General features: G+C 52.7%; 17 protein-coding genes. 8 read left to right on the top strand and 9 right to left on the bottom strand.

What is annotated here, in order from left to right; all coding sequences use genetic code 11:
• The first annotated feature begins 32 nt into the window (after positions 1–32).
• The 4 genes from hisS (at position 33) to der (ending at position 4,821) form a co-directional block, all read left to right on the top strand.
• Positions 33–1,307: a histidine--tRNA ligase gene (gene hisS, locus RIN69_RS16700; protein ID WP_313853173.1), complete on the top strand. Its 1,275-nt coding sequence runs from the start codon at positions 33–35 to the stop codon at positions 1,305–1,307.
• A 33-nt stretch (positions 1,308–1,340) separates the two neighbouring features.
• Positions 1,341–1,958 carry a YfgM family protein gene (locus tag RIN69_RS16695; protein ID WP_313853171.1) on the top strand — a complete coding sequence of 206 codons (618 nt, stop codon included), beginning with the start codon at positions 1,341–1,343 and terminating at the stop codon, positions 1,956–1,958.
• Between the two features lie 19 nt (positions 1,959–1,977).
• Positions 1,978–3,159, top strand: coding sequence for an outer membrane protein assembly factor BamB (gene bamB, locus RIN69_RS16690; RefSeq protein WP_313853170.1), 1,182 nt, complete (start codon positions 1,978–1,980; stop codon positions 3,157–3,159).
• Positions 3,160–3,324: 165 nt separating this feature from the next.
• Positions 3,325–4,821, top strand: coding sequence for a ribosome biogenesis GTPase Der (der, locus tag RIN69_RS16685; RefSeq protein WP_313853169.1), 1,497 nt, complete (start codon positions 3,325–3,327; stop codon positions 4,819–4,821).
• Positions 4,822–4,874: 53 nt separating this feature from the next.
• Here the strand turns inward: der and xseA are convergent, their stop codons facing one another.
• Positions 4,875–6,236 (bottom strand): exodeoxyribonuclease VII large subunit, encoded by a 1,362-nt coding sequence (xseA, locus tag RIN69_RS16680; protein ID WP_313857779.1) that lies wholly within the window; start codon positions 6,234–6,236, stop codon positions 4,875–4,877.
• Between the two features lie 169 nt (positions 6,237–6,405).
• Between xseA and guaB the strand changes: the two genes are divergently transcribed.
• The 4 genes from guaB (at position 6,406) to RIN69_RS16660 (ending at position 12,024) form a co-directional block, all read left to right on the top strand.
• On the top strand, positions 6,406–7,872 hold the full coding sequence (gene guaB, locus RIN69_RS16675; protein ID WP_313853167.1) for an IMP dehydrogenase: 1,467 nt from the start codon (positions 6,406–6,408) through the stop codon (positions 7,870–7,872).
• Positions 7,873–7,950: 78 nt separating this feature from the next.
• Positions 7,951–9,531 carry a glutamine-hydrolyzing GMP synthase gene (gene guaA / locus RIN69_RS16670; protein WP_313853166.1) on the top strand — a complete coding sequence of 527 codons (1,581 nt, stop codon included), beginning with the start codon at positions 7,951–7,953 and terminating at the stop codon, positions 9,529–9,531.
• 365 nt (positions 9,532–9,896) lie between these two features.
• Positions 9,897–10,838, top strand: coding sequence for an Rpn family recombination-promoting nuclease/putative transposase (locus RIN69_RS16665; RefSeq protein ID WP_313853164.1), 942 nt, complete (start codon positions 9,897–9,899; stop codon positions 10,836–10,838).
• Between the two features lie 259 nt (positions 10,839–11,097).
• Positions 11,098–12,024, top strand: a complete 927-nt coding sequence (locus tag RIN69_RS16660; RefSeq protein WP_313853163.1) for a LysR family transcriptional regulator — start codon at positions 11,098–11,100, stop codon at positions 12,022–12,024.
• Here RIN69_RS16660 and mdcH read toward each other — a convergent pair.
• The 8 genes from mdcH to mdcA all read right to left on the bottom strand — a co-directional run bounded on the left by mdcH (position 12,014) and on the right by mdcA (position 19,077).
• A complete protein-coding gene (gene mdcH / locus RIN69_RS16655; RefSeq protein WP_313853161.1) occupies positions 12,014–12,916 on the bottom strand; it encodes a malonate decarboxylase subunit epsilon in 903 nt (300 codons plus the stop codon). The two genes, RIN69_RS16660 and mdcH, sit on opposite strands and share 11 nt — an antisense overlap.
• Complete coding sequence (locus tag RIN69_RS16650) at positions 12,913–13,533, bottom strand: malonate decarboxylase holo-ACP synthase (protein WP_313853160.1); 621 nt, start codon at positions 13,531–13,533, stop codon at positions 12,913–12,915. Before RIN69_RS16650 ends, mdcH begins: the two co-directional genes overlap by 4 nt.
• Before the next feature lies 1 nt (position 13,534).
• Positions 13,535–14,494 carry an AEC family transporter gene (locus RIN69_RS16645; protein WP_313853159.1) on the bottom strand — a complete coding sequence of 320 codons (960 nt, stop codon included), beginning with the start codon at positions 14,492–14,494 and terminating at the stop codon, positions 13,535–13,537.
• A 131-nt stretch (positions 14,495–14,625) separates the two neighbouring features.
• Positions 14,626–15,426 (bottom strand): biotin-independent malonate decarboxylase subunit gamma, encoded by an 801-nt coding sequence (mdcE, locus tag RIN69_RS16640; protein WP_313857777.1) that lies wholly within the window; start codon positions 15,424–15,426, stop codon positions 14,626–14,628.
• Between the two features lie 4 nt (positions 15,427–15,430).
• Positions 15,431–16,258 carry a biotin-independent malonate decarboxylase subunit beta gene (locus tag RIN69_RS16635; protein WP_313853158.1) on the bottom strand — a complete coding sequence of 276 codons (828 nt, stop codon included), beginning with the start codon at positions 16,256–16,258 and terminating at the stop codon, positions 15,431–15,433.
• Positions 16,248–16,550 carry a malonate decarboxylase acyl carrier protein gene (gene mdcC, locus RIN69_RS16630; RefSeq protein WP_313853157.1) on the bottom strand — a complete coding sequence of 101 codons (303 nt, stop codon included), beginning with the start codon at positions 16,548–16,550 and terminating at the stop codon, positions 16,248–16,250. Before mdcC ends, RIN69_RS16635 begins: the two co-directional genes overlap by 11 nt.
• A gap of 8 nt (positions 16,551–16,558) precedes the next feature.
• Entirely contained in the window at positions 16,559–17,422 is an 864-nt protein-coding gene (locus RIN69_RS16625) for a triphosphoribosyl-dephospho-CoA synthase (RefSeq protein ID WP_313853156.1), read from the bottom strand.
• A complete protein-coding gene (mdcA, locus tag RIN69_RS16620) occupies positions 17,422–19,077 on the bottom strand; it encodes a malonate decarboxylase subunit alpha (RefSeq protein WP_313853155.1) in 1,656 nt (551 codons plus the stop codon). The genes RIN69_RS16625 and mdcA overlap by 1 nt, the downstream gene beginning before the upstream one ends.
• Positions 19,078–19,527: the final 450 nt, after the last annotated feature.

Below are 19,527 nucleotides of genomic sequence, written 5' to 3'. Positions count from 1 at the left end.
TCGATTCAGTATCCCATTTAGAGAGATTATTTGTGGCGAAGAATATTCAAGCTATTCGTGGCATGAACGATTACCTGCCTGCTGACACAGTAGTCTGGCAGCGTATTGAAGGCATCCTGAAGCAGGTGCTGGCCGGTTATGGTTACAGCGAAATTCGTTTGCCGATTGTAGAGCAGACCCCATTATTCAAACGCGCCATTGGTGAAGTTACCGACGTGGTTGAAAAAGAGATGTATACCTTTGAAGACCGCAATGGTGAAAGCCTGACGCTGCGTCCGGAAGGTACGGCGGGCTGCGTGCGTGCTGGTATCGAACATGGTCTGCTGTACAATCAGGAACAGCGTATGTGGTACATCGGGCCGATGTTCCGCTACGAGCGTCCACAGAAAGGGCGCTATCGCCAGTTTCATCAGTTGGGAGCTGAAGTCTTTGGCCTGCAAGGGCCGGATATTGATGCAGAATTGATTCTGCTGACCGCTCGCTGGTGGAAAGCTCTGGGGATCGCCGATCATGTTGCGCTGGAACTGAACTCTATCGGCTCGCTGGAAGCGCGTGCGAACTATCGCGATGCGCTGGTGGCTTTCCTTGAGCAGCATAAAGAGGTGCTGGACGAAGATTGTCAGCGCCGTATGTACAGCAATCCATTACGCGTGCTGGACAGCAAAAATCCTGACGTGCAAAAACTGCTGAATGATGCGCCGACGCTGGGTGACTATCTGGATGAAGAGTCGCGTGAGCATTTTGCCGGTCTTTGCGCCATTCTGGACGATGCCGGTATCGCTTACACTGTGAATCAGCGTCTGGTGCGTGGCCTCGATTACTACAACCGTACGGTGTTTGAATGGGTAACCACCAGTCTTGGCGCGCAGGGCACAGTCTGTGCCGGTGGCCGTTATGATGGTCTGGTTGAACAGCTCGGCGGTCGTGCCACCCCGGCGGTGGGTTTTGCCATGGGCCTTGAGCGTTTAGTATTGTTGGTTCAGGCAGTTAATCCAGAATTTGAACCGACGCGCGTTGTTGATGTCTATGTTATCGCTTCCGGTCAGGGTGTGCAGTCCGCAGCCATGCTGCTGGCAGAGAAACTGCGCGATGCATTGCCAGAACTGAAACTGATGACCAACTACGGCGGCGGTAACTTTAAGAAGCAATTTGCCCGTGCAGATAAGTGGGGTGCTCGCGTTGCGCTGGTGGTGGGTGAAGATGAAGTTAAAGCCGGCCAGGTCGTAATCAAAGATTTGCGCACAGGTGAACAGCAAGTGCTGGCACAAAGTGAAGCGGCAGCCGCGTTGTCGGCGCTTTTAAAATAAGCGCAGCAGGAAACAAGTAAGGAGAAGGATTGCGTGGAAGTTTATAGCAGCGAGAACGAACAAGTTGATGCACTCCGTCGCTTCTTTGCCAACAATGGCAAAGCGCTGGTGGTTGGCGTGGTATTAGGCGTGGGCGCACTGGTGGGCTGGCGTTTCTGGAGTAACAGCCAGGACGGTAATGCCAGAGTAACATCTGCAGCTTATCAGCAGGTAACCTCTGCGCTGGATGCCAGCAAGCCACAAACGCTGGAAGCGGCGAGCAAGTTCGCCAGTGAAAACAACAATACTTACGGTGCGCTGGCTTCGCTGGACCTCGCCAAACAGTTTGTTGATAAAAATCAACTGGATGAAGCGGCTACGCAATTGCAGAACGGCCTGAAAAGTACGGATGATGCTAATCTGCAGGCGGTACTGAATCTGCGTCTGGCGCGCATTCAGCTACAGCAGAAGAAAGCCGATGACGCGCTCAAAACCCTCGACACCGTTAAAGGTGATGGCTGGGCGGCGATTATCGCTGATATCCGTGGCGAAGCGCTGTTAAGCAAAGGCGATACCCAGGGTGCGCGTGATGCATGGAGCAAAGGTATCGAATCTGATGCTTCTCCAGCGCTGAAAGAAATGATGCAGATGAAGATGAATAATCTAGGTTAAGCCATTCAAGAGAGAGCGCATGGAATTACGTAAATACCTGCTGCCCGGGCTGATTTCAGTCACGTTACTCAGCGGTTGTTCGCTGTTCAGCGGCGAAGAAGATGTAGTGAAAATGGCCCCGTTGCCGAAAGTCGAAAACCAGTTCACACCGGAAAAAGTGTGGAGCACTTCGGTGGGTGATGGTATCGGTGATTTCTATTCCAATCTGCACCCTGCATGGCAGGACAGCACGGTATTTGCTGCTGACCGCCACGGTATCGTTAAAGCGCTTGATGCTGCTAACGGTAAGCAGAAGTGGAAAGTGGATCTGTCAGAGAAAACCGGTTTCTTCTCACGCAATCGTTCTGCGTTACTGTCAGGTGGCGTGACGGCGGGTGGTGAGCATATTTATATCGGCAGTGAGCGTGCACAGGTTTACGCTCTTAACAGCGCTGATGGCTCGATTGCCTGGCAGACTAATGTGGCAGGCGAAGCGATGTCACGCCCGGTAGTCAGCGATGGTTTAGTGCTGATCCATACCAGCAACGGTATGTTGCAGGGGCTTGATCAGGCGAGCGGCGCGGTAAAATGGTCGGTTAACCTGGATATGCCGGCACTGTCGCTGCGTGGTGAATCTGCTCCAGCCACCGCGTTTGGTGCGGCAATTGTCGGCGGTGATAACGGTCGTGTCAGTGCGGTGATGATGAATCAGGGACAACTGATTTGGCAGCAGCGCATCTCTCAGCCAAGTGGTGCTACCGAGATTGATCGCCTGAGTGATGTTGATACCACTCCGGTTGTGGTTAACGGTGTGGTGTATGCGCTGGCGTATAACGGCAACCTGACGGCGCTGGACCTGCGCTCTGGCCAGATCCTGTGGAAGCGTGAAATTGGTTCCGTCAGCGATCTGATCGTTGATGCTGGCCGAATTTATCTGGTTGATCAGGATGATCGCGTGATGGCGTTGAGTGTTGAGGGTGGTGTTTCCATCTGGCGTCAAAGCGATCTGCTGCATCGCAACCTGACTTCACCGGTACTGTACAACGGTTATATCGTTGTCGGTGACAGTGAAGGTTATCTGCACTGGATTAATACCGATGACGGTCGCTTTGTTGCGCAGCAAAAAGTCGACAGTTCCGGCTTGCAAAGCGAGCCGGTGGTAGCCAGTGATAAGCTGTTGATTCAGGCCAATAATGGTGAAGTTTACGCCTTTACGCGTTAATTTCTGACCTGAAAACTATTAGTTTAGCGGCTCCTGATTATCAGGGGCCGTTTCGTTTTTTAGCAGGCGTGTTATCCTTAGCGTCTTCAGCCTGACCAGAGCGGTGTATGCCGTTTACAACAATCTATCGAGTCAGGCATTTAATATTAGTAATGAGGCTTCAATATGGTACCTGTGGTCGCGCTGGTTGGGCGTCCCAATGTGGGCAAATCCACCTTGTTTAACCGTTTAACGCGTACGCGAGATGCGCTGGTGGCGGATTTCCCCGGGCTGACACGCGATCGCAAGTACGGTCGTGCCGAAGTAGAAGGGCGCGAATTTATTGCTATTGATACCGGCGGTATCGATGGCAACGAAGAGGGCGTTGAAACCCGTATGGCTGAACAGTCGCTGCTGGCGATTGAAGAAGCTGACGTGGTGCTGTTCCTCGTCGATGCGCGTGCTGGCCTGATGCCTGCCGATCAGGCAATCGCCAAACATCTGCGTTCACGTCAGAAACCCACGTTTCTCGTCGCCAACAAAACCGATGGGCTGGACGCCGATTCTGCCGTCGGTGATTTCTACTCTTTAGGTCTTGGCGAAATTCATGCCATTGCCGCTTCACATGGTCGCGGTGTTACCAGCCTGCTGGAAACTGCATTACTGCCGTGGATGGAAGTGGTTGATCCTAAAGAGCTGACTGAAGAAGAAGAGAACGAAGCTTACTGGGCCGACCTGGCTGCCAGAGAGCGCGGCGAAGATCCGGATGCAGAAGTCGAAGAAGAAGATGATTTCGACCCACGTACGCTGCCGATCAAGCTGGCGATTGTGGGGCGTCCTAATGTAGGTAAGTCCACACTGACTAACCGCATTCTCGGTGAGGATCGCGTGGTGGTCTTCGATATGCCAGGCACCACCCGCGACAGTATCTATATTCCGATGGAACGTGACGATCGGGAATATATTTTGATCGACACTGCGGGCGTGCGTAAGCGCGGTAAAGTGACGGATACCGTTGAAAAGTTCTCGGTAATCAAAACTCTGCAGGCGATTGAAGACGCCAACGTGGTCATGCTGGTTATTGATGCGCATGAAGGTATTTCCGATCAGGATCTCTCGCTGCTTGGTTTTATCCTCAATAGTGGGCGCTCACTGGTTATCGTGGTCAACAAGTGGGACGGCCTGTCGCAGGAAGTCAGGGATGAAGTGAAAGAGACGCTGGACTTCCGTCTGGGCTTTATCGATTTTGCCCGCATTCATTTTATCTCCGCGCTGCACGGCAGTGGTGTTGGCAACCTGTTTGAGTCGGTGACTGAAGCGTATGACTGCTCAACCCGCCGCGTTAATACCTCAATGCTGACGCGTATCATGACCATGGCAGAAGAAGATCATCAGCCGCCACTGGTGCGCGGACGTCGCGTGAAGCTGAAATATGCGCATGCCGGTGGTTATAACCCGCCAATTGTTGTGATTCACGGTAACCAGGTGAAAGACCTGCCGGATTCCTACAAGCGTTATCTGATGAACTATTTCCGTCGTTCACTGAACGTGATGGGCACGCCGATTCGTATCCAGTTTAAAGAAGGTGATAATCCATTCGCCGGTAAACGTAACCTGCTGACACCTAACCAGCAGCGTAAACGTAAGCGCCTGATGTCGCATCTGAAAAAGAACAAACGTTAATAAAAAACGGGAGCCTGAAAAGGCTCCCGTTTTTTTATACGGCATCGTTGGATTTAACGTGGTTTTTTCTTGATCGCGCTGACGCTGGTCACCTGGCTCTCTACCCAGCCATCGTCCAGACGGGTTTTAAGCGTATCGCCAGCCTGAATCTGTTTGGTTTTCCGTACCACTTTACCGTCGACGGCAGTGGTAACGCTGAAACCGCGCGCCAGCGTCGCCAGTGGGCTGACGCCTTCCAGCTGTGCAGCAAGGGTTGAAAAGCGCTGTTTATCGCGGTTTAACTCACGTTGCATGGCCTGTTGCAGACGATATTGCCACTGCTGAAGCTGCTGTTGCGCGCGATGGATGCGCCCTTGGGGTTGCTGGGCCGCCAGACGCTGCTCAACGCGTTCCTGCTGGCGCTGTGACTGACGTAGGCGTAACTGTACCGCATCGTCCAGACGGCGCTGTAGCCTGAACAGGGCCGTCTGCTGGCGTGCCAGCCGCAGTTGCGGGTGCTGCTGCTGTAAACGATGATGTAAACGGGTAAAAGCGCGCTGTTTTTGCGCCAGATAATAATCCATCGCCATTTCCATCCGCTGCTGTTGCGATTGCAGCTGACGTAACAGTTCAATCTGATTGCGGCTGACCAGTTCAGCGGCGGCAGACGGTGTCGGTGCCCGCAGGTCGGCAACAAAATCAGCGATAGTGACATCGGTCTCATGGCCGACGGCGCTGACAACCGGAATACGGCTGGCGAAAATCGCGCGCGCCACGCGTTCGTCGTTAAAGCTCCACAGATCTTCCAGCGAGCCACCGCCACGCCCAACAATCAGCACATCACATTCGTTACGCTGGTTGGCAAGCTCAATTGCCCGCACCAGGCTGGCAGGCGCTTCAGCACCCTGTACCGGCGTAGGATAAATCACTACCGGCAGTGAAGGATCGCGACGATGTAACACGCGCAACACATCGTGTAATGCCGCTCCGGTCGCGGAAGTGATCACTCCGACCTGGCGTGCCGGGTCAGGTAGCGGCTGCTTGAACTGCTGATCGAAAAGTCCTTCAGCCGCCAGGCGCTGCTTAAGCTGCTCAAATTGCTGTTGCAACAAGCCGTCACCGGCAGGCTGCATACTCTCGGCAATCAGCTGATAATCACCACGCGGTTCATACAGCGTAATACTGGCGCGAACCAGTACCTGCTGACCGTTTTGTGGTCGAAAGGTGACGCGTCGGTTACTGTTGCGAAACATCGCGCAGCGAACCTGAGCACCATCGTCTTTCAGCGTGAAGTACCAGTGACCGGAAGAGGGCTGGGAAAAATTTGAGATTTCCGCGCTCAGCCAGATTTGACCCATCTCCATTTCCAGCAGCTTGCGCACTGTCGTATTAAGACGGCTGACGGTAAAAATATTTGCAGATGGCGGTAGCGACATGTGACGAAGATCAAATTTCAAATCAGAGGGTTAATCAGTCGATACTACATGGCTGATACAGAGGATCAAGAGTTTTTCTTAAATAATGCTGGAGGCAATCGATTACGCCCTGTATAATGCCGCGGCAATATTTTATCTGTTCTCATTCACCCCAGGTTGAGATATTGCCATGCTAAGAATCGCTAAAGAAGCACTCACATTTGACGACGTTTTACTCGTTCCAGCACACTCTACTGTCCTGCCAAACACGGCAGATCTCAGTACCCAGCTGACAAAATCCATCCGTCTGAATATCCCAATGCTGTCCGCTGCAATGGACACTGTCACCGAAGCGGGTCTGGCAATCGCCCTGGCTCAGGAAGGCGGCTTAGGCTTTATCCACAAAAACATGTCTATCGAACGCCAGGCGGAAGAAGTTCGCAAGGTGAAGAAGCATGAGAGCGGCGTGGTTACTGACCCACAAACCGTTCTGCCGACCACGCCTCTGAGCGACGTTCAGGCTCTGACCGAACGCAATGGCTTCGCTGGCTATCCGGTAGTTAATGGCGAAAACGAACTGGTGGGTATTATTACCGGCCGTGACGTGCGCTTTGTTACCGATTTAAGCCTGCCGGTTTCTGCTGTGATGACGCCGAAAGAGCGTCTGGTTACGGTGAAAGAAGGTGAAGCACGCGAAGTTGTGCTGCAGAAAATGCACGAAAAACGCGTTGAAAAAGCGCTGGTCGTTGATGACAGCTTCCATCTGCTGGGCATGATCACCGTTAAAGACTTCCAGAAAGCTGAACGTAAACCTCACGCCTGTAAAGATGAGCACGGTCGCCTGCGCGTCGGTGCTGCGGTCGGTGCCGGTGCCGGTAACGAAGAGCGCGTTGATGCGCTGGTCGCTGCGGGTGTGGACGTGCTGCTGATTGACTCTTCTCACGGTCATTCTGAAGGCGTGCTGCAACGTATTCGTGAAACGCGTGCCAAGTACCCCGATCTGCAGATTCTGGGTGGCAACGTTGCGACCGGTGCCGGTGCACTGGCGCTGGTTGAAGCCGGTGTAAGCGCGGTTAAAGTCGGTATCGGCCCTGGCTCAATCTGTACTACTCGCATCGTTACCGGTGTCGGTGTACCGCAGATTACTGCGGTTTCCGACGCGGTTGCTGCACTGGAAGGGACCGGCATTCCGGTTATCGCTGACGGCGGCATTCGTTTCTCTGGTGATATCGCGAAAGCTATCGCGGCAGGTGCATCCTGCGTGATGGTCGGCTCGATGCTGGCAGGTACCGAAGAATCTCCAGGTGAGATCGAGTTGTATCAGGGTCGTTCATTTAAATCCTATCGTGGAATGGGCTCACTGGGCGCGATGTCCAAAGGTTCTTCAGACCGTTACTTCCAGACTGACAATGCTGCTGACAAACTGGTGCCGGAAGGGATCGAAGGCCGCGTGGCATACAAAGGTCGTCTGAAAGAGATCGTTCACCAGCAGATGGGTGGTTTGCGTTCCTGTATGGGCCTGACCGGCTGTGGTACTATCGACGACCTGCGCACCAAAGCGGAGTTTGTTCGCATCAGCGGAGCCGGTATCTCCGAAAGCCACGTGCATGATGTGACCATCACCAAAGAGTCGCCTAACTACCGTATGGGTTCTTAATCGCGCATCAGATTCACCGCCCGACTTACTAGTCGGGCGATTTCATTATCAGTTATACATCGCTCTGGAATAGCCTCAATGACGACGGAAAATATTCATAAACATCGCATTCTGATCCTCGATTTCGGTTCTCAGTACACTCAACTGGTGGCACGTCGCGTGCGTGAACTGGGTGTCTATTGTGAACTGTGGGCGTGGGACGTCACCGAAGAGCAAATTCGTCAGTTCAATCCTAGCGGTATCATTCTGTCCGGCGGCCCGGAAAGTACCACCGAACACGACAGCCCACGCGCGCCTGATTACGTTTTCAATGCGGGCGTGCCGGTTCTGGGTGTTTGCTATGGCATGCAGACCATGGCGATGCAACTGGGCGGTAAAGTTGAAGGCTCCACCGAGCGTGAATTTGGTTACGCGCAGGTAGAAGTGAAAGTGGCCAGCGCGCTGATTCGTGATATCGAAGATGCCATCAGCGATGCGGGTAAGCCGCTGCTGGACGTCTGGATGAGCCATGGTGACAAGGTTACCGCCATCCCGTCTGACTTCGTTACCGTTGCCAGCACCGAAACCTGCCCGTTTGCCATTATGGCTAACGAAGAGAAGCGTTTCTATGGTGTGCAGTTCCACCCGGAAGTGACCCACACTCGTCAGGGTCTGCGCATGCTGGAGCGCTTTGTGCTCGATATCTGCCAGTGTGAAGCGCTGTGGACACCGGCTAAAATTATTGAAGATGCGGTTGAACGCCTGCGCGAGCAGGTAGGCAACGATAAAGTGATCCTCGGCCTGTCCGGTGGCGTTGACTCTTCTGTAACGGCGATGCTGCTGCACCGTGCTATAGGCGACCGTCTGACCTGCGTGTTTGTCGACAACGGTCTGCTGCGCCTGAATGAAGCTGAGCAGGTGATGGATATGTTTGGTGACCATTTTGGTCTTAACATCATTCATGTGCCAGCCGAAGCCCGTTTCCTTGATGCACTGGCCGGTATTGATGAGCCAGAAGCCAAACGTAAAACCATTGGCCGGGTGTTTGTTGAACTGTTCGATGAAGAAGCCACCAAACTGACCGATGTGAAGTGGCTGGCGCAGGGCACCATCTATCCTGATGTTATCGAGTCTGCGGCTTCTGCCACCGGTAAAGCGCATGTGATCAAATCACACCACAATGTGGGCGGCCTGCCGAAAGAGATGAAGCTTGGACTGGTTGAGCCGCTGAAAGAGCTGTTTAAAGACGAAGTGCGTAAAATCGGTCTGGAACTCGGCCTGCCGCACAGCATGCTGTTCCGTCACCCGTTCCCGGGGCCGGGTCTGGGCGTGCGTGTATTGGGTGAAGTGAAGAAAGAGTACTGTGACCTGCTGCGCCGTGCTGATGCGATCTTTATTGAAGAGCTGCATAAAGCCGACCTTTACAACAAAGTCAGCCAGGCATTTACCGTGTTCCTGCCAGTTCGTTCAGTTGGCGTTATGGGCGATGGCCGTAAGTACGACTGGGTAGTTTCGCTGCGTGCGGTTGAGACGATCGACTTTATGACCGCACACTGGGCGCATCTGCCGTATGAATTCCTCGGCCGCGTTTCTAACCGCATTATTAATGAAATTGACGGTATCTCCCGCGTTGTCTATGACATCTCCGGCAAGCCGCCAGCGACGATTGAGTGGGAATGATTTCTCGCTGATTTCTGCTGTATCATGATGCGATAATATCTGAAAGGCCCTCTGTTTATACAGGGGGTTTTTTATTTATGGCGCTGTCTGACACAAGCCTGGGAAATCGCTCCCTCGATCGCATCATTCTTTACTCCTCATTCCATGAGCTTGGATGAGGGGAAATTATAAGTTGCCGCATCATGATGCGTTAAACAGTGAAAAACCCTCTGTTTTTACAGAGGTTATTTCATCTATGTAGCGTTATAAGATTTTAGTCCAGCATGGATTTTTTGAAGTTAGCTAAAGTGATTTGTATATATTTTATCCAGGATTTGGCTGTGATAGAGTCATAACCTGTCAAACTGGATGACAGGTATCGGGAAATGGGCTTTACTCCAACACCACATGATGCTGTTTTTAAACAATTTCTTAGCCATTCTGAAACGGCACGGGACTTTCTGCAGATACACTTGCCTCCGGCGCTGTTGCAGTGCTGTAATCTTGCCTCTCTGCAACTTACTACCGGCAGCTTTATCGAGGATGATCTGCGATCGTATTGCTCTGACATGCTTTATTCGCTAAAAGCCGGCAGTGGGGAAGGGTATATTTACTGCCTGATAGAGCACCAAAGTTCACCCGATAAACTGATGTGCTTTCGTCTGATGCGCTATGCCATTGCGGCAATGCAGCAGCATCTTGATGCCGGACATAAACAGCTGCCGCTGGTTATTCCATTGCTGTTTTATCACGGGCGAGTGAGTCCTTATCCGCATTCGCTGAACTGGCTGCAGGGATTCAGCGATCCGAAACTGGCTGAACAGGTTTACGGCAGCGATTTTCCGCTGGTGGATGTGACGGTCATTCCCGATGAAGAAATTATGACTCACCGGCGGATGGCTGCGCTGGAATTGTTACAGAAGCATATTCGTCTGCGTGATATGTCAGAGTTGCTTGAGCAACTGGTCACGTTACTGAGCAGCGGTTACACTACCAACGAGCAGCTTTCTGTACTGATAACTTACATGTTTCAGGCCGGAGAGACGGCTGATGCCGGAACCTTTATCCGCACGCTGGCACGGCGTTCACCGCAACAGGAGGAATTACTGATGACAATGGCAGAACAACTGGAGCAGAAAGGTCTGAAGAAGGGGCTGGCAAAAGGTATGGAGAAAGGCCGCAAGCAAGGTCGTCAGGAAGGTATTCTGCTGGGTGAACAGAAGGGGATAATGAAAGTGGCGCGCAATATGCTGGCAAGCGGGCTGGATTTTAAAACGGTGCAGAAAATGACTGGCCTGACAGCAGAAGAGCTTAATCAGCTCCACTGAAAGACAGTGCGTTTCTGAAAGTAAGAGAGGAGTAAATCAATGTCACTTGACGTTGTGCCGTTAATTAAACGATCTCAGACAGGCCGTTGATACCCCACACCACTGTGTTTTAATCGGTGAACTAAACCTGGATGCCTGATAGCGATATTGGCTTCTGCATCGTGCGCAAACAGCCTCAATCTTTCCCGGTTTAAACACCGACAGCGGAGATGACGATGCGCGTAGTTCGAATCCCTGACTCGCGATACCAGGCTACAAAATGAAAAACGAAATAAACCCGAATATCACCTTCCGAAAGCTCAACGTGTTCATCATGTTTATGTCGAAAGGCAATATCGCCCGTACGGCTGAAGCGCTGGATCTAAGCACAGTCAGTGTTCATCGCGCACTTCATACACTTGAAGAAGATATTGACTGCATGTTGTTTATTCACAAGGGGCGCAACCTTGAACCGCTGCCTGCTGCATGGACGCTGCTGGAGTATTGTCAGGATGTCGTGAACTTGATGGATAAAGGTCTTGAGCAAGCACGCAAGACTGCCGGTGTTGGCCGCGGTCGCCTCAGAGTAGGCACGCTCTATTCACTGACCCTGGAAACTGTCCCTAAGCTGATTATGGGGATGAAGTTGCGGCGGCCCTCTCTGGATCTGGATCTGACAATGGGATCCAATCAGATGCTGATGAATATGCTTGAGGATGATGCACTTGATGCTCTGCTTATCTCAATAGAAGATGACAAAGTTATCGGCTCTGGGTTTGACGTTGTACCGCTTTTTCACGATGAAATTTATTTAGCTGCGCCAGCCAGTGAGAGGCTGGGCAATACCCTCGAGGCAGATTTGCGCGATTATGCAGATCGTAGCTTTGTCACTCTGACAGAAGGGTTTGCGACTTACGCAGGATTTCAGGAAGCATTTAACATTGCCGGTTTTGAACCTAAAATTGTCACTCACGTAAATGATGTTTTCTCCATGTTGAATCTGGTGCAGGCAGGAATAGGTTTTTCGCTGGTACCTGGCAGGATGAAAAAAGTTTACGAGCACGATGTCCAATTGTTGAAGCTTGCAGAGCCTTATCAGATGCGCCAGCTAATCGCCATGGTCTATTCTCACCATCGCGAACGGGATAAGGATTTGCTGGCGCTGGCGGCAGAGGGGCGCATGTATGCCAGCAGCCTCAATCAATAAGGCGCTTTGCCAGATGTAATGCGACATTGATACTATTGCGCTCAAGACAAATGGCTTCGCCCTTCCAGCCAGCCTGGTGCGTCAGCGCGGTAAGCACGCTGCCCGGCGGCATCTCGATTGCCAGTCTGGCATCACGTTGGTTGGCGGAGACCATCGCATCCTGCCATTGCACGGTACGCGCCATATTAAACGCCAGGTCGTCGGCGATTTTCTGCGGTTCCCTCAAAACGCGCCCGCTTGAGCCGCTAAGATAGGTGCAGACAGGAGATGCTAAAGACACGGATTTAAAGGCTTTTGACAGCTCAGCGGCGGGTTTATCCAGTAATGCACAGTGTGACGGAACGCTGACCGCCAACCGTGTTGCCTTGCTCGCCCCAGCCTCCAGAGCCTTTTGCGCGACTTTCAACATATCCTCATCACGTCCCGCAATGACAATCTGCGTTTCTGCATTCAGGTTAGCGATATAGGTATTGCTGCCAGTCATGAGATCCTCGAGTTGGCTCAGGGGCAAACCAACAATGGCTGTCAGTCCGTAGCCATGCGGATAGGCCTGCTCCATTAAATCTCCACGCAGGGCAACCAGCCTGAGGGCATCGCGTAGAGTAAGCGCGCCTGCAATCACCGCTGCCGGAAATGCGCCGATTGAAAGACCGCTCACAATATCAGGCTTCAACCCTTGTTTAATTAACTCGCGAGCCCATGCGACGCCCGCAATCAACAAACACAGCTGTACCGCACGGGTATGGCGCAGCGCATCGGGCGTATCCAGCTTGTCAGTTTCGTCACCCAGAACAGCGCGAACTTCGCCAAGAATGGCATCTCTGTCAGGAATATGTCGCAGCATTCCGGGATTCTGTGTGCCCTGGCCGGGAAAAGTGAAGAGTATTTTCATAATGATTCATTGTTCCAGGGGGATGGAGTCAGCCGCGGACCGGTAGCTGTTTTAAGTAACACTCGTCCATCGCGCAGCCATTCGTTCAGTGCAAAAGCGCCAGACGGCGTTTCAACCTGAGTATCTGTGCGGCAGGGCAGCGTGTTTACCACGCTCTGCCACTGCTGTAATTTTAGGTTATTGACCGGCTGCGGCGCACGGATCATCAGATCGAGATCGCTGTCGTCATGCAGTACCGGGATCCCTGTGGCGAGCTGATAGCCCGTGCTGCCAGTGATGCCCCAGTGCCAAGGCCAGGGGCAGGCAGTGAGCGCAATCGCTGCCTGAACCGGCCGCTGAGATACAAATAGTGAATGCTGTAGTCTCTCGCGATCGACCAGTGCTTCTGGCGTCACTATCCGGCAGATATCCTCTGCCTTGATCCATCCAGCGGCGCGCTGGCCACGTTGCGTACCGCGCACGCCAACTGGAATATCACCACTTTCATTCACATCACGCCTTACCACCACTGGCAGGCCAGCGTGCCACTGACTGTCCACCCAGCTCTCCTTGATACCCATTAAGGCACTGGCTGAACGAAGCCAGACAAGATCGTGTGGGCGTGCTGTGAATTTCATATCAAATGCCTGAAGTTAAAGTAATAAAAAGCGGTAACGTCAGAATACACAGAACCGAGCTCAACAACAGCACAGCCTCTGCATCTGGTGACTGCACGCCAAAGCGATTTCCGAACACTACGCCAAAGAAACCGGCTGAGAGCGCGATCATCAGGATTGCCGTAACAGCCACTGAACCCTCAAGACCAAAGCCGAGAATGATTCCCCAGGCAATGAATGGCTGAATCAACAGTTTAGTGATGGTTGAAATACCGACCATAGCATTGAGCTGCAACTTGCGAGCAGAGAGAATTACCCCTGTCAGAAACAGCGCTGCGGCAGTTGCGGACAGTCCTAATGGTTTAATCGATGTCAGCAGTAAATCGGGCATTTTGATACCCATTGCCGACAGTATCACCCCAAGTAGCGGGCCCCAGACGATAGGCTTTTTAAACGAACGCCACATCAGTAATGGCAGCATAGTGAGCGTAGAACCCGTATTTTCACCGGCCGCTCGCGCTTTTTCACGCTCAAGGATCAGCAGGCAGAACGGCGTCAACAGCACGGAGCCGCAGGCTATCGACACGGCAACGGACAGTGAAGTCGCAGAGTTTTCACCCAGCACGCTGCCGAGGATTGGCAGGCCCAGCGCCGCATAGTTTGGCAGGGCAACGGTCAGCGTCAGCACCGCTGCATCCTGCGGCGATTTCTTGAAGACGCTGGTTGCCAGAAAATAGACAGCCGCATAGGTTATCCACATGGCGCCCGTCAGCACCACAATCAGCGGTGATTGCGCGACAATACCGGACCAGGAGGTCTGGACAGTGGCGCTGAATAGCGCTGCGGGTAGCGCAAAGTCCATAACAAAGATATTGAGTAATGAAACATTTTTGTTATCGACCATTTGGGCTTTTCCAGCCCAGAAGCCCAGAAGCATGATGATAAAAATTGGAGCAAGGGCATGAACAATCACATAAGTCATAGATCACCTGTATTCTGAAGGGAGATTACACTAACGCGATGTTATTATTCTTTAGGCCGCCGGACCGTAAGGCACACAGTGGTGCGCTCCGCTCCGGCCGCTTCAGGCAGGTTTTTTTAAGACTTTAATGGCTACCAGACCGCGCGCATCCGCTCGCGAACCAATGCAGAGCTGCGGCGATTTTCGGCACCCAGACGTGTTTTAAGTGTTGGATCCTTGCGTGCATCGGTGATAGCTGCTTGAACAGTGATTTCAATTAACGCCAGGTCGGCATCGGAAGGATCATCCGGATTACTGACGTCCAGAAGATCGGAAAGCAGTCCAAGAGTCGCAAAATTACTGACGTCGTAGGCCATCGGTGGAATGTCGGCCGCCAGTTTTTCCAGTGCCTCGACGCTACGCAGAGTAATACGCGCGGCCGATTCTTTCCCCATCGCATGTACCAGCACACCGGTATCGTTAATTGCTATCAAACGATTTGCCTGATAGCCGTGTGCCAGAAATGCCCCTGACATTGCTTTACCGACAATAAGGCCGATTACCGGATGACCAGCCAGACGAGCCTTCGCATAAGCACCCGCGGCACCGGCCAGCGCCTGATGAATGCCAAATGCCTCTTCGCGGCGGCCGTAAGCCTGGCTCGGTACGTCGATCACCGCCACAATCGGGCGTTTCACTTCGCAGTCTTTGTCTGCATCAATGGTTTCGTTGACCACTTTTGCCAGCGTCCAGCCCTCCAGTAGCCCCACTTCGCCTTTGCTCGCTCGCGGATAGTGGTTGTCAGCGTCAGGGATCACGGAGATAAAGCGAACGCTTTCACCGTTCAATTGGCTATCTGCAACCTGAACGGAAGGACACAAGCCACTCATACGCTGCGCATCAGGTGCCAGTTTATTTAGCCAGGTTGCACCGCGGCTATTAGTCTGAGTCATCATTTCATCTCCGTGCAAAAAGCTGTTTAATCTGTGCGGTATCGGCTTGCTGACGTGTATCGAAGTGAGTCAGTCGTGGCAAATAATCACTGTAATTATCGCTACGATGTTGAGCCGGAACGCCTTTGGCAATGGATTCATTCATCGCGTTTTTCACAGCATCGACGCCATCATTAACCAGCGTGTCTACAAAACCGCTCTCATAACGAATTTCGCCGCCGGTCATGCTCCAGATAAAGGGGCGATCGCGGGAATCGTATTCTTCAATACCGGCTTCCTGCTCAATAACCTGCGGGCCGTTGAGGCCCAGGCGCGCTTCACGGGTTACAATCAGATAACTACAAAGCGCTGCGGCGATAGACATACCACCAAAACAACCAACAGTGCCGGCAATAATGCCCACTACCGGGGTATAGCGGCGCAGATCGACAATCGCCGCATGAATATCAGCAATAGCCGCCAGGCCCAGGTTGGCTTCCTGCAGGCGCACACCGCCGGTTTCGAGGCACAGTACGGCTTGAGTTGGAATGCCGTTACGATTGTCTTCCGCTGCCAGTTCCAGCGCCGCCGCCATTTTCGCGCCGGAAACTTCTCCCATGCTGCCGCCCTGGAAGGTGCCTTCAATGGCAATGACCACCGAAGGCTGGCCGTTGATGGTGCCACGTGCAACGACCATACCGTCGTCGGACTGTGGTACCACTCCCTGAAGCCCAAGCCACGGAGACATAATATTTTCAAACGGATCTAACAGTTCACGATAGCTGCCCTGATCAAGCAGAGCATGCGCGCGTTCACGGGCTCGTAATTCAATAAAGCTCGGATCATTTCGCATCACTCACCTCCTCAAAAACCTGTTCGATGCGGATTCTGGCAACGCCTGGTGTTGCACCAAAATCGTGGATAACCAGTTTTCCAGCAGGCAGACCACTGATCAGGCTCAGACGGTCAAATAGCGCGTTCCAGCGCGTGTCGCTGTTGTCCACTGAGGTAGTAATATCGATGCTGAGCGTTTGGTCTTCGGTTGCGGTGAAAAGCACTTCCATATCACCGGAGCCAACAACCCCTGCCTGGGCTCTGCCGCTGAGCATGCGGTTAGCAGGGAAAGATAATGTGATGTATTCCATAACGTCCTCTAAATAAAAGAGTGGATTGCGGGCTGGCATACCCTGTCAAGAAACAGCGTGGCAGCCAGTAAATCCGCTGCACCACCGGGTGATGCATTGAGTATCAGCATTTGCGAATCAAGATGGGCCAGCCGTTTTCGGCCTTCATCTGTCATACAGCCCCCGGCTATCAGTACCGCGCGAGCCCCGTTCTGCATTGCTTCCAGCCCGGTCATTCCGGCGCGTGAGAGCACGCAGGTATCGCTGAGCGAGGTCATGATCGCCATTAACGCGTCCAGATGAGCTTCCGTTTCGCTGGCGCCGTTAGCACGGCTGCGTAGCAGCTGAGGGAGTGCAAGCTTCATCACGTGCGGAAACCCCTGCTGGGCTTCTTCACGGGCACCCGGTACCCGATAGCGATGCGTGGCCTTCAACCCTTTGCTGAAAAGCTTTGGCGCGTTGCGATCCGGCAATGCAGCCAGTACGGCGGCAGTTTTGGCGACCTGATGCGCGTCGGCATCTGCGCCAGTCATTGCCACTGCGCTGACCAGCAGGCCCAGTGCCCAGATCGCCCCACGGTGGGTATTGACGCCGTGGGTGGCAGCCATCATCTGCTGTTCACCCTGACGGCCCAAATGGCCGATGGTTTCTCGCAGGGCGATATCAGCGGGGCGCTGCCAGCTTTGCAGGGCTAATTGCTGAAATGTCGCGGTCAGGCTGTGGGCCGAGCGCTCCATCAGAGCAAGCGTCAGGTCGTGATGGGCACCGTTACCCCGGCTGTCCACCAGACCCGGCTTCGGGCTGAGTCGCGCTTCGTCGATCAGGCAGTCGCGGGCGAGGATCGCCAGCCGCTCAGCCTGCGCCTCAACTCGAGTCTGTGACAGTAGCTTCATTACCAGCTCCGGAATTTAGCAGGCGGGTTATAAAGGCCGTCGGACCATTCAACGAGATCCGCTACGCTTCCTGCGGCGAGCAACGAACGGGTAGCATCTGAGCGGCGAATACCCATATCCTCCGGATAAGCGACTTTACCGCTCTGACGAAGTTCAGCCACACGTTTGGCGTCAACGCCAAGGCCTATATCGGTAATCCCGGCAACGGCGGCAACCATTGCGCGGCGCTCCTCGATACTGTCAGCGCGGTAAAGGTAGGCAATACCTTCCTCTGTCAGCACGTGGGTCACGTCATCGCCATAAATCATCACCGGTGCCAGCGGCATACCGGAAGATTTGGCAACCTCAATGGCATCAAGCTTTTCAACGAAAGTTGGTTTTACACCGGCCTGGAAGGTTTCCACCATCTGCACGACAAGTTTCTTACCCCGCTGCATTGGGTCTGGCTCGGTGATCATATCCAGCCAGGCAGGAGTAGCATGACGGCGACCGTGCGGATCATGACCCATATTTGGTGCGCCGCCGAAGCCGGACAGACGACCACGGGTAACGGTGGAGGAGTTTGCCAGCCCGTCGATTTGTAGGGTGGATCCGATGAACATATCAACAGCATACTGGCCAGCCATCTGACAGAAGGCTCGATTGGAACGCATGGATCCATCGGAGCCGGTAAAGAAAATGTCCGGACGGGCGCGGATATACTCTTCCATCCCCAGCTCACCGCCGAAGCAATGAACACTTTCGACCCAGCCGCTCTCAATGGCCGGGATTAGGGTTGGATGGGGATTAAGGGTCCAGTGCTTGCAGATTTTACCTTTCAGACCGAGCTGTTCACCATAGGTTGGCAGCAGCAGCTCAATAGCGGCGGTGTTGAAACCAATGCCATGATTCAGTGACTGAACCTGATGTTCAGCATAGATACCCTTGATGGCCATCATCGCCATCAGAATATGTTCTTGTTTGATCAGGCGAGGGTCTCGGGTGAACAGGGGCTCAATAAAGAACGGTTTATCAGCCACCACAACGTAATCAATCCATGAGCCCGGAATATCCACGCGCGGCAGATCGGACTCGTCATCGACCAGTTCGTTAACCTGAGCAATAACGATACCATCCCGAAAGGCGGCTGCCTCGACCAGCGCCGGTGTGTCTTCGGTACTCGGCCCGGTGTAAAGATTACCTTTTCGGTCAGCTTTAAACCCGGCTATCATCGCCACATTCGGGCAAAGATCGACATACAGACGAGAGTAGAGTTCGATATAGGTATGGATCGATCCGATTTCCAGTTGACCGTCCTGAAGCAGCTGCGAGATACGCAGGCTCTGAGGCCCAGAGAAGGAGAAATCAAGTTTACGGGCAATGCCTTTTTCAAACAGGTCGAGGTGTTCACTGCGCCCCACGCTTGGCATAATCATATGTAAATCGTGGATTTTTTTTGGATTAACCTCAGCAAGCATGCGGGAGAGAAAATCGGCCTGTTTCTGGTTATTGCCTTCCAGCACCACGCGATCGCCGGAGACAATCAGTTTTTCAAGTGCTCCCACCAGACTATCTGTCGGGATTATCTTATCCTGTATGGCAAGAGACGCCATGCGCCGCGCTTTTTCACTGCGACGTGTGTTCCATTCCCGTGCCGGAGTTTGGACTACATTCATTATTAACCTCATGATTCAGATGATCATTTTCCGTCATTTATGCTGGGTTCATACTGCTCCCTAAATGGCAGACATTCAATTAAGGCAAAGTCACAATTGTTAGCTTGAGAGTAATAATTTTTTGAGAGTCATCAAAGCCAGAAAATAGAGTGTAGGCACTGTGGTGATTTTGTTGTTATCAGTTTGTAAATAATCATTTGACAGGGTTAATTAACGACATCCTGCCGTAATCTGGCTTATACTATTAAAAATCTCTGTTTTAACTCTGTGATGACAATGATGTTTACCGTTAGGCTAACGTTTATCGGAAATAGGATTTAAAAAATTTATTATTAACTATCGATTATTTCCTGGATTTATCGGTGTTTTATTTTATTCATTAAAATCAAATGGTTGTATTTTTAGCGTGTCCTCCTTCATCTTCATTTTCCGTAACAAATCTGGCAGTGA

The organism is Winslowiella toletana (genome assembly GCF_032164335.1).
GTDB lineage: Bacteria > Pseudomonadota > Gammaproteobacteria > Enterobacterales > Enterobacteriaceae > Erwinia > Erwinia toletana_A.
The sequence above is the reverse complement of the archived record's forward strand: the minus strand, read 5'-3'. Positions and strand labels throughout refer to the sequence as shown.

What these genes read in the sequence shown, in the direction of transcription:
- bamB (WP_313853170.1), top strand. Translation starts at nt 1,978, where the DNA reads ATGGAATTACGTAAATACCTGCTGCCCGGGCTGATTTCAGTCACGTTA.
- der (WP_313853169.1), top strand. Translation starts at nt 3,325, where the DNA reads ATGGTACCTGTGGTCGCGCTGGTTGGGCGTCCCAATGTGGGCAAATCC.
- xseA (WP_313857779.1), bottom strand. Translation starts at nt 6,236, where the DNA reads ATGTCGCTACCGCCATCTGCAAATATTTTTACCGTCAGCCGTCTTAAT.
- guaB (WP_313853167.1), top strand. Translation starts at nt 6,406, where the DNA reads ATGCTAAGAATCGCTAAAGAAGCACTCACATTTGACGACGTTTTACTC.
- guaA (WP_313853166.1), top strand. Translation starts at nt 7,951, where the DNA reads ATGACGACGGAAAATATTCATAAACATCGCATTCTGATCCTCGATTTC.
- RIN69_RS16665 (WP_313853164.1), top strand. Translation starts at nt 9,897, where the DNA reads ATGGGCTTTACTCCAACACCACATGATGCTGTTTTTAAACAATTTCTT.
- RIN69_RS16660 (WP_313853163.1), top strand. Translation starts at nt 11,098, where the DNA reads ATGAAAAACGAAATAAACCCGAATATCACCTTCCGAAAGCTCAACGTG.
- mdcH (WP_313853161.1), bottom strand. Translation starts at nt 12,916, where the DNA reads ATGAAAATACTCTTCACTTTTCCCGGCCAGGGCACACAGAATCCCGGA.
- RIN69_RS16650 (WP_313853160.1), bottom strand. Translation starts at nt 13,533, where the DNA reads ATGAAATTCACAGCACGCCCACACGATCTTGTCTGGCTTCGTTCAGCC.
- RIN69_RS16645 (WP_313853159.1), bottom strand. Translation starts at nt 14,494, where the DNA reads ATGACTTATGTGATTGTTCATGCCCTTGCTCCAATTTTTATCATCATG.
- mdcE (WP_313857777.1), bottom strand. Translation starts at nt 15,426, where the DNA reads ATGACTCAGACTAATAGCCGCGGTGCAACCTGGCTAAATAAACTGGCA.
- RIN69_RS16635 (WP_313853158.1), bottom strand. Translation starts at nt 16,258, where the DNA reads ATGCGAAATGATCCGAGCTTTATTGAATTACGAGCCCGTGAACGCGCG.
- mdcC (WP_313853157.1), bottom strand. Translation starts at nt 16,550, where the DNA reads ATGGAATACATCACATTATCTTTCCCTGCTAACCGCATGCTCAGCGGC.
- RIN69_RS16625 (WP_313853156.1), bottom strand. Translation starts at nt 17,422, where the DNA reads ATGAAGCTACTGTCACAGACTCGAGTTGAGGCGCAGGCTGAGCGGCTG.
- mdcA (WP_313853155.1), bottom strand. Translation starts at nt 19,077, where the DNA reads ATGAATGTAGTCCAAACTCCGGCACGGGAATGGAACACACGTCGCAGT.